Source organism: Mycobacterium sp. (genome assembly GCF_032161845.1).
GTDB lineage: Bacteria > Actinomycetota > Actinomycetes > Mycobacteriales > Mycobacteriaceae > Mycobacterium.
The window spans coordinates 1-7,673 of sequence record NZ_JAVRQA010000341.1 but is presented as its reverse complement, the minus strand read 5'-3'; the positions used below and the strand labels follow the sequence as shown (position 1 = coordinate 7,673).

Below are 7,673 nucleotides of genomic sequence, written 5' to 3'. Positions count from 1 at the left end.
ACGGCGTCATCCCAGTCGGCAGCTGGCAGCGGGGGCAGGCGCACGACGCTCTCCTTTCGGTCTAACTCAGATGCTCTCACAAGCGAGAATCATATTCTCATATTTGCCTAACAGATTTCCACCCCTTGGCCGAAACGTCAATGGAAGAGTCGGCTGTGAGGGTCGGCATCCGCCGGTCTCGGCGGGCATAACTGCAGGTTCTTCCGCATTTGACTGGTTTGGCTAGGTTGATTCTCGCCAAAGGAGAGGCTAGTTTCCTGTAGTAGAGAACGTCGTGGATGTCAGTGCCGAAGGTGAGACCGAAGGGAACGGTTGTGAACAAGGACGACATGATCTTGATCAGCGTCGATGACCACATCATCGAGCCGCCTGACATGTTCAAGAATCATCTGCCCGAGAAGTACCTCGACGATGCGCCGCGGTTGGTGCACAACCCGGACGGTTCGGATACCTGGCAGTTCCGGGAGACGGTGATCCCGAACGTGGCGTTGAATGCGGTCGCGGGCCGTCCCAAGGAGGAGTACGGCCTGGAGCCTCAGGGTCTCGACGAGATCCGCAAGGGCTGTTTCGATGCCGCCGAGCGGGTGAAGGACATGAACGCCGGCGGGGTGTTGGCGACGATGAACTTCCCGTCGTTCCCGGGTTTCGCGGGCCGATTGTTCGCCACCGATGACTCCGACTTCTCGCTGGCGTTGGTGCAGGCCTACAACGACTGGCACATCGACGAATGGTGCGGGGCGCATCCGGGTCGGTTCATTCCGATGGCGTTGCCGGTGATCTGGGACGCCGAGCTCGCCGCCGCCGAGGTGCGTCGGGTCAGCAAGAAGGGTGTGCACTCGCTGACCTTCACGGAGAACCCGGCGGCCTTGGGATACCCCAGCTTTCACGATGACTACTGGACGCCGCTGTGGAAGGCATTGGTGGACACCGAGACGGTGATGAACGTCCACATCGGGTCTTCGGGCAAGCTGAGCATTCCGGCGCCCGATTCGCCGATGGACGTGATGATCACGTTGCAGCCGATGAACATCGTGCTGGCGGCGGCGGATCTGTTGTGGTCGGCGCCGATCAAGAAGTATCCAACGCTGAAGATCGCCTTGAGTGAGGGTGGGACGGGCTGGATTCCGTACTTCTTGGAGCGCGTCGACCGTACCTATGACATGCATTCCACGTGGACACATCAGGACTTCGGCGACAAGTTGCCATCGGAGGTATTCCGGGACCACTTCATGACGTGCTTCATCTCCGATCCGGTCGGGGTGAAGCTGCGGCACGAGATCGGGGTGGACAACATCTGCTGGGAGATGGATTACCCCCACTCGGACTCGATGTGGCCCGGCGCTCCCGAAGAGTTGGACGGGGTGTTCAAGACCTACGACGTGTCCGATGAGGAGATCAACAAGATGACTCATCTGAACGCGATGAAGTTGTATCACTTCGAGCCGTTCAAGGACGTCCCCAGGGAGCAGGCCACCGTCGGCGCGCTGCGGGCGGCCGCCGGCGATCACGACGTCACCATTCAGGCGCTGTCCAAGCACGAGAAGAATGGCCCCAACTTCCAGGAGTGGGCCGCCGGCGCCAAGGCGATGAGCGGCGCCAAGGACTGAACGGGTAGGCAGAGTCGCGGTACGTCGGGTGCGGACACCAAGTGAACGCCCCGGCGACTTCGACTGCGTGCGAACGGTTTTCGATCGGTAGGAGGTTGTGGTGACTGGTGGTATGAATTTCGAGCTGACCGAGGATCAGCAGCTGATCCGTAAGTCCGTCGCGGAACTGGCGTCGAAATTCGACGATCAGTACTGGATGGACAAGGACCAGGCCCACGAGTTCCCCCAGGAGTTCTACGACGCCATTGCTTCCGGTGGCTGGCTCGGCATGACCATCCCCGAGGAGTACGGCGGGCATGGCCTGGGGATTACCGAGGCGACGATCTTGGCCGAGGAGGTCGCACGCTCGGGCGGTGCCATGAACGCGGCGAGTGCGATTCACCTCTCGATCTTCGGCATGCAGCCAGTCGTGGTGTACGGGTCCGAGGAGATGAAGGCGGCCACGCTGCCCCGAATCGTCGATGGCGACCTGCACGTGTGCTTCGGGGTCACAGAACCCGGTGCGGGCCTTGACACCTCGCGTATCACGACATTTGCCAAGCGAGACGGTGACCACTATGTGGTGAACGGCCGCAAGGTATGGATCTCCAAGGCGCTCGAGTCCGAGAAGATCCTGCTGCTCACCAGGACCACCCCGTATGACGAGGTCACCAAGAAGACCGACGGCCTTTCGCTGTTCCTGACCGACCTGAATCGCGATCACGTCGACATCCGGCCGATCAAGAAGATGGGTCGCAACGCCGTCAGCTCCAACGAACTCTTCATCGATGACCTGCGAGTCCCCGTCGAGGACCGAATCGGTGAGGAGGGCAAGGGATTCGAATACATCCTGCACGGGCTGAACCCCGAGCGGATGCTGATCGCGGCCGAGGCGCTGGGCATCGGGCGGGTGTCGTTGGACCGCGCGGTCAAGTACGCGAACGAGCGCGTCGTGTTCGACCGGCCGATCGGCAAGAATCAGGGCATCCAGTTCCCGCTCGCCGACTCCTTGGCGCGGCTCGACGCCGCTGAGTTGATCCTGCGCAAGGCCACTTGGCTCTACGACAACGGCAAGCCGTGTGGACGTGAGGCCAACATGGCCAAGTACCTTTGTGCCGATGCGGGTTTCGACGCAGCCGATCGTGCCCTGCAGACCCACGGCGGCATGGGCTATTCAGAGGAGTACCACATCTCTCGATTCTTCCGGGAGTCACGTCTGATGAAGATCGCGCCGGTGAGCCAGGAGATGATTCTCAACTTCCTGGCCTCGAAGGTGCTTGGACTGCCGAGGAGCTATTGATGAACCCGCTATTCGACCTGACCGGGCGCTCCGCCCTGGTGACGGGTGCCGCCGGCGGTATCGGCTCGGCCGTTGCCAGGGCCTTGGCGACTGCCGGAGCCGCGGTGTTGGTGACCGATCTCGACAAGGATGCCGCCGCTGCCGTGGCCGAGGCCATCTTGGCCGATGGCGGTAGCGCACAGAGTGCGGCACTCGACGTCGCGGACCGCGGCTCGGCCGATGCCGCTGTGGCGCAGGCGGCGTCGCTGACAGGCGGCGTGCTCAACATCGTCGTCAACAATGCCGGGGTCACCGCGCCAGCGATGTTCGCCGACATCAGCGAGGAGAACGTCGACCGTCTGCTCGACATCCACGTGATGGGCGCGTTCCGCGTCACCCAGGCGGCACTGCCCTTCCTGGCGACCGACGGCACCGGACGGGTCATCAACGTCACCTCGGCGGCCGGCATCACCGGCACCCTCGGGCAGGTCAACTATTCGATGGCCAAGGCGGGCATCATCGGCTTCACCAAGTCGCTGGCTCGCGAGTTGGCGCGCAAGAACATCCTGGTGAACGCGTTGGCGCCGCTGGCCGCCACCCCGATGACCGAGACGATCCGCACCAACGAGAAGTTCTCCGCCAACATGATGCGTCGAATCCCGTTGCAGCGCTGGGCCGATCCCGACGAGATTGCCGGCGCCTTCGTCTTCCTGGCCTCCAATGCCGCCTCCTACGTGACGGGTCAGGTGCTGCCGGTCGACGGCGGCATGGTGATGTGACCGGAGGGCAGGAGCGGAGCGGTGCGGGAGTGACCCCGGGACCGCTCTCGGGCATCACCGTCGTGGCCATGGAGCAGGCAGTGGCCGCCCCGATCTGCAGCCGGGTGCTCGCCGACTTCGGTGCCAGGGTCATCAAGGTGGAGAACCCCAACGGGGGAGACTTCGCCAGGGACTACGACGACGTGGTGAACGGTCCAGGAGGCCTTGCCGCACACTTCGTCTGGTGCAACCGTGGCAAGGAATCGGTCACCCTGAACCTGAAGTCGCCCGCGGGCATGGACGTGCTGCACCGCCTGCTCGATGGCGCCGACGCGTTTGTGTCCAACCTCGCCCCTGGTGCGACGGCACGGCTGGGGTTGGGTCGCGCGGATCTCGCCGTGCGACATCCGAATGTCATTCCGGTCGAGATCGATGGGTACGGGCCGGGCGGACCGATCTCACACAAGCGGGCGTACGACCTTCTGGTGCAGGCGGAGTCGGGTTCGTGCGCGGTGACGGGCTACCCGGGCAGGCCTGCCAAGCCCGGCCCCGCGATGGCCGACTTCACCACTGGCCTGTACGCCGCGTTGTCGATACTGGCGCTGCTCGTCGCGCGGGGCGGTCGCTCCGACGTCGCAGCGCCTGCGGTCGAGCTGAGCCTCTTCGACGTGATGACAGACATCATGGGTTACCAGCTGACCTACACCCAGCACACCGGCGTCGATCAGCAGCCACTCGGCGTGAGCGCGCCCGCGGTCGCGCCGTACGGGTCGTTTCCGACCCGCGACGGTCAGACCGTGGTTCTCGGCACCACCAACGACCGCGAATGGCAGCGGCTGGCTCGCGAGATCATCGTTCGCCCCGACCTCGCCGACGACCCTCGGTTCGGCACGAATGCGGACCGCTGCGTTCACCGCGACGAGATCAACGAGGCCATCGAGTCTTGGTGCGTCCAGCACGATCTCGTCGACATCCAGAAGACCGCCGACGCCGCAGGCATCGGAAACTCCCGATACAACCTGCCGAGCGAGGTGGTGGCCCATCCGCAACTGACGGCCCGCGACCGGTGGCGGTCGGTGGGTTCGGAGAAGGGTGCGATCCCGGCTTTGCTGCCACCTCCCGTCATCAGCGGCTTCGAACCGCCGATGGGTGCGGTGCCGGGGCTCGGCGAGCACACCGACGCGGTGCTCGCGGAACTGGGCCTCACACCCGAAGACATCGCGGCCCTGCGGGACCAGGGCGCGATCGGGCCGGCGTACACATGACCGGCGACGAACCCGTTCTCCTGATCGAGGACCGCGAGGGGGTCCGGACCCTGACCTTGAACCGGCCGCACCGCAAGAACGCGATCGACCCCCGGCTCTGGCGCGAACTCGCCGATGCGCTGCGTGCGACGGGGCGCGACGAGTCAGTACGCGCGCTGGTGCTCACCGGAGCCGGGGGAACGTTCTGCTCGGGCGCCGACATCGGCACCGGTGAGGACCTCCATCCGCGGCACAAGCTGCACCGGCTCAGCGACGTCGCGTTGGCTCTGCACGAGCTGGCCGTCCCCACGATTGCGAAGGTGACCGGCGTCGCCGTCGGCGCGGGCTGGAACCTGGCGCTGGGTTGCGATTTGGTGGTGGCCACGCCCGAGTCGCGGTTCTGCCAAATCTTCGCCAAGCGCGGATTGTCGGTGGACCTCGGCGGGTCGTGGCTGCTGCCCAAACTCGTCGGGTTGCAGCAGGCGAAGCGTCTCGTCCTGCTCGGGGAGATGATCGACGCCGCCGAGGCGCACGCGCTCGGCCTCGTCACCTGGGTGACGCCGGCTGAGGAGATCGACGTGTTCGTCGACGAGCTCGCCGGCCGGTTGTCGGCCGGACCGCCGTTCGCGTTGGCGCAGAGCAAGGCGCTGCTCAACGACGGCGCCAACAGCACGCTGCCGCAAGCATTGGCGAACGAGGCCCGCGCCCAGCCGGGCAACTTCGCCACGGCAGACTCGGGGGAGGCGTACGCGGCGTTCGCAGAGAAGCGACAGCCCGAGTTCACCGGGGAATGGGCAGTAAAGACTCCCAGGGGGCAGGAGCGAAGCGACCCGGGGGACGACAAGGGATCGGAGAAGAAGTAATGCGGGAAACCGTCATCGTCGGAGCCGTGCGCACACCGGTGGGCAAGCGCAACGGCGGGCTGTCCGATCAGCATGCCGCCGATCTGTCCGCAGTGGTGTTGAACGAGCTGGCCGAGCGCACCGGCGTCGACCCCGCCGTGATCGACGACGTCGTATGGGGATGTGTCTCGCAGGTCGGTGACCAGTCGAGCAACATCGGCCGCTACGCCGTGTTGGCGGCGGGCTGGCCGGAACACATTCCCGGCACCACGGTGAACCGGGCCTGCGGGTCGAGCCAGCAGGCCCTGGACTTCGCCGTGCACGCGGTGATGTCGGGCCAGCAGGATGTCGTCGTCGCTGGTGGCGTCGAGGTGATGAGCCGAGTGCCGCTGGGGTCGGCGCGCGCCACCGGCATGCCGTACGGGCCGAAAGTGCTTGCCCGGTATGACGACTTCTCGTTCAACCAGGGTCTGTCCGCGGAGATGATCGCCACCAGGTGGAACCTCTCGCGCACCCGCCTCGACGAGTACTCCGCGCAGTCCCACGCGCGGGCGGCTGCGGCTCAGGACGCAGGCGCATTCACCGACCAGATCGTCCCGGTCTTCACCGAGGGCGACGTCATCGCGGCCGACGAGGGCATCCGGCGCGGGACCACGGTGGAGAAGCTTGCTGGCCTCAAGTCCGCCTTCACCGAGGACGGTGTCATCCACGCCGGCAATTCATCGCAGATCTCCGACGGCGCCGCGGCACTTCTCGTGACGACCGCGGAGAACGCCGTGAACATGGGTCTCACCCCGCTGGTGCGCTACCGCGCCGGGGCGGTCACGGGCGCTGACCCAGTTCTGATGCTGACCGGCCCGATCCCCGCCACCGAGAAGGTGCTGCACAGGGCGGGCGTCGGCATCGACGAAATCGGTGTGTACGAAGTCAACGAGGCCTTCGCACCGGTCCCGCTGGCCTGGCTGGCCGAGACCGGAGCCGACGAGGCGCGGCTCAATCCGCTCGGCGGCGCGATCGCGCTGGGTCACCCACTCGGCGCTTCAGGTGCGGTGCTCATGACGCGGATGATTCATCACATGCGGGACAACGGAATTCGTTACGGCCTGCAAACCATGTGCGAGGGCGGCGGCACCGCGAACGCCACGCTCGTCGAACTCATCGCTTAGGAATTGGAAGGGGGCGCAGATGCGCCGGGACTTGTACGACGAAGACCACGAGGCGTTCCGCCAGCTGGCCCGCGAGTTCGTCGAGAAGGAGGTCGTGCCGCGCTACCCCGAGTGGGAGAAGGGCGGCCGGCTGCCTCGCGAGGTGTTCAAGCAGATGGGTGAGCTTGGTTTGCTCGGCATGGCGATCCCCGAGGAGTACGGCGGCGGCGGGATGCCCGACTACCGCTACAACGTGGTCCTGCAGGAGGAGGCGGCGAAGGCACTGGTCACGCTGTCGACGGTGCGCACGCAGCTCGAGGTGATCCTGCCATACTTCCTGCACTACGCGAACGACGAGCAGCGCACGCGTTGGTTCCCCGGCCTTGCCGCGGGCACGCTGCTGACCGCCGTCGCGATGACCGAACCCGGTACCGGCTCGGACCTGGCGGGCATGCGCACCACCGCGGTGGCCGATGGTGACGACTTCATCCTCAACGGCGCGAAGACGTTCATCACCGGTGGCATGCAGGCCGATCTCGTCGTCGTCGTCGCGCGCACCTCGACCGACCCGGACAACCGGCGCAGGGGGCTGACCCTGTTCGTCGTCGAGGACGGGATGCCTGGTTTCACCCGCGGTCGCGAGCTGGAGAAGATGGGCTGCAAGGTTCAGGACACCGCCGAGCTGTCCTTCGTCGACGTGCGGGTCCCGGCGGCCAACGTGCTTGGCGAGGTCGGTGAGGCCTTCGGCTATCTGGGGCACAACCTGGCTCAGGAGCGCCTGACGGTGGCCGTCGGGTCGGTAGCGCAGGCCCGCTCGGC

7 protein-coding genes are annotated in these 7,673 nt (G+C 65.7%); all 7 read left to right on the top strand.

Going from position 1 to position 7,673, the window contains the following annotated elements:
- Positions 1 to 314: 314 nt before the first annotated feature.
- A complete protein-coding gene (locus QOD90_RS18435) occupies positions 315 to 1,607 on the top strand; it encodes an amidohydrolase family protein (RefSeq protein WP_526352271.1) in 1,293 nt (430 codons plus the stop codon).
- Between the two features lie 112 nt (positions 1,608 to 1,719).
- Entirely contained in the window at positions 1,720 to 2,886 is a 1,167-nt protein-coding gene (locus tag QOD90_RS18430; RefSeq protein ID WP_526352272.1) for an acyl-CoA dehydrogenase family protein, read from the top strand.
- Positions 2,886 to 3,644 carry an SDR family NAD(P)-dependent oxidoreductase gene (locus QOD90_RS18425; RefSeq protein WP_526352270.1) on the top strand — a complete coding sequence of 253 codons (759 nt, stop codon included), beginning with the start codon at positions 2,886 to 2,888 and terminating at the stop codon, positions 3,642 to 3,644. Before QOD90_RS18430 ends, QOD90_RS18425 begins: the two co-directional genes overlap by 1 nt.
- Positions 3,645 to 3,673: 29 nt before the next feature.
- Positions 3,674 to 4,888 carry a CaiB/BaiF CoA transferase family protein gene (locus QOD90_RS18420; protein ID WP_526352269.1) on the top strand — a complete coding sequence of 405 codons (1,215 nt, stop codon included), beginning with the start codon at positions 3,674 to 3,676 and terminating at the stop codon, positions 4,886 to 4,888.
- Positions 4,885 to 5,730: an enoyl-CoA hydratase/isomerase family protein gene (locus tag QOD90_RS18415; protein WP_526352268.1), complete on the top strand. Its 846-nt coding sequence runs from the start codon at positions 4,885 to 4,887 to the stop codon at positions 5,728 to 5,730. The genes QOD90_RS18420 and QOD90_RS18415 overlap by 4 nt, the downstream gene beginning before the upstream one ends.
- The gene (locus tag QOD90_RS18410) at positions 5,730 to 6,875 is read left to right on the top strand and encodes a thiolase family protein (RefSeq protein WP_526352267.1); all 1,146 of its coding nucleotides are present in this window, start codon (positions 5,730 to 5,732) and stop codon (positions 6,873 to 6,875) included. The genes QOD90_RS18415 and QOD90_RS18410 overlap by 1 nt, the downstream gene beginning before the upstream one ends.
- Positions 6,876 to 6,894: 19 nt before the next feature.
- The coding region (locus QOD90_RS18405; RefSeq protein WP_526352266.1) for an acyl-CoA dehydrogenase family protein at positions 6,895 to 7,673 on the top strand (779 nt) is incomplete at its 3' end.

Bases quoted from the DNA above. Each gene is read 5' to 3' on its own strand.
- QOD90_RS18430 (WP_526352272.1), top strand. From the start codon at position 1,720: ATGAATTTCGAGCTGACCGAGGATCAGCAGCTGATCCGTAAGTCCGTC.
- QOD90_RS18425 (WP_526352270.1), top strand. From the start codon at position 2,886: ATGAACCCGCTATTCGACCTGACCGGGCGCTCCGCCCTGGTGACGGGT.
- QOD90_RS18415 (WP_526352268.1), top strand. From the start codon at position 4,885: ATGACCGGCGACGAACCCGTTCTCCTGATCGAGGACCGCGAGGGGGTC.
- QOD90_RS18410 (WP_526352267.1), top strand. From the start codon at position 5,730: ATGCGGGAAACCGTCATCGTCGGAGCCGTGCGCACACCGGTGGGCAAG.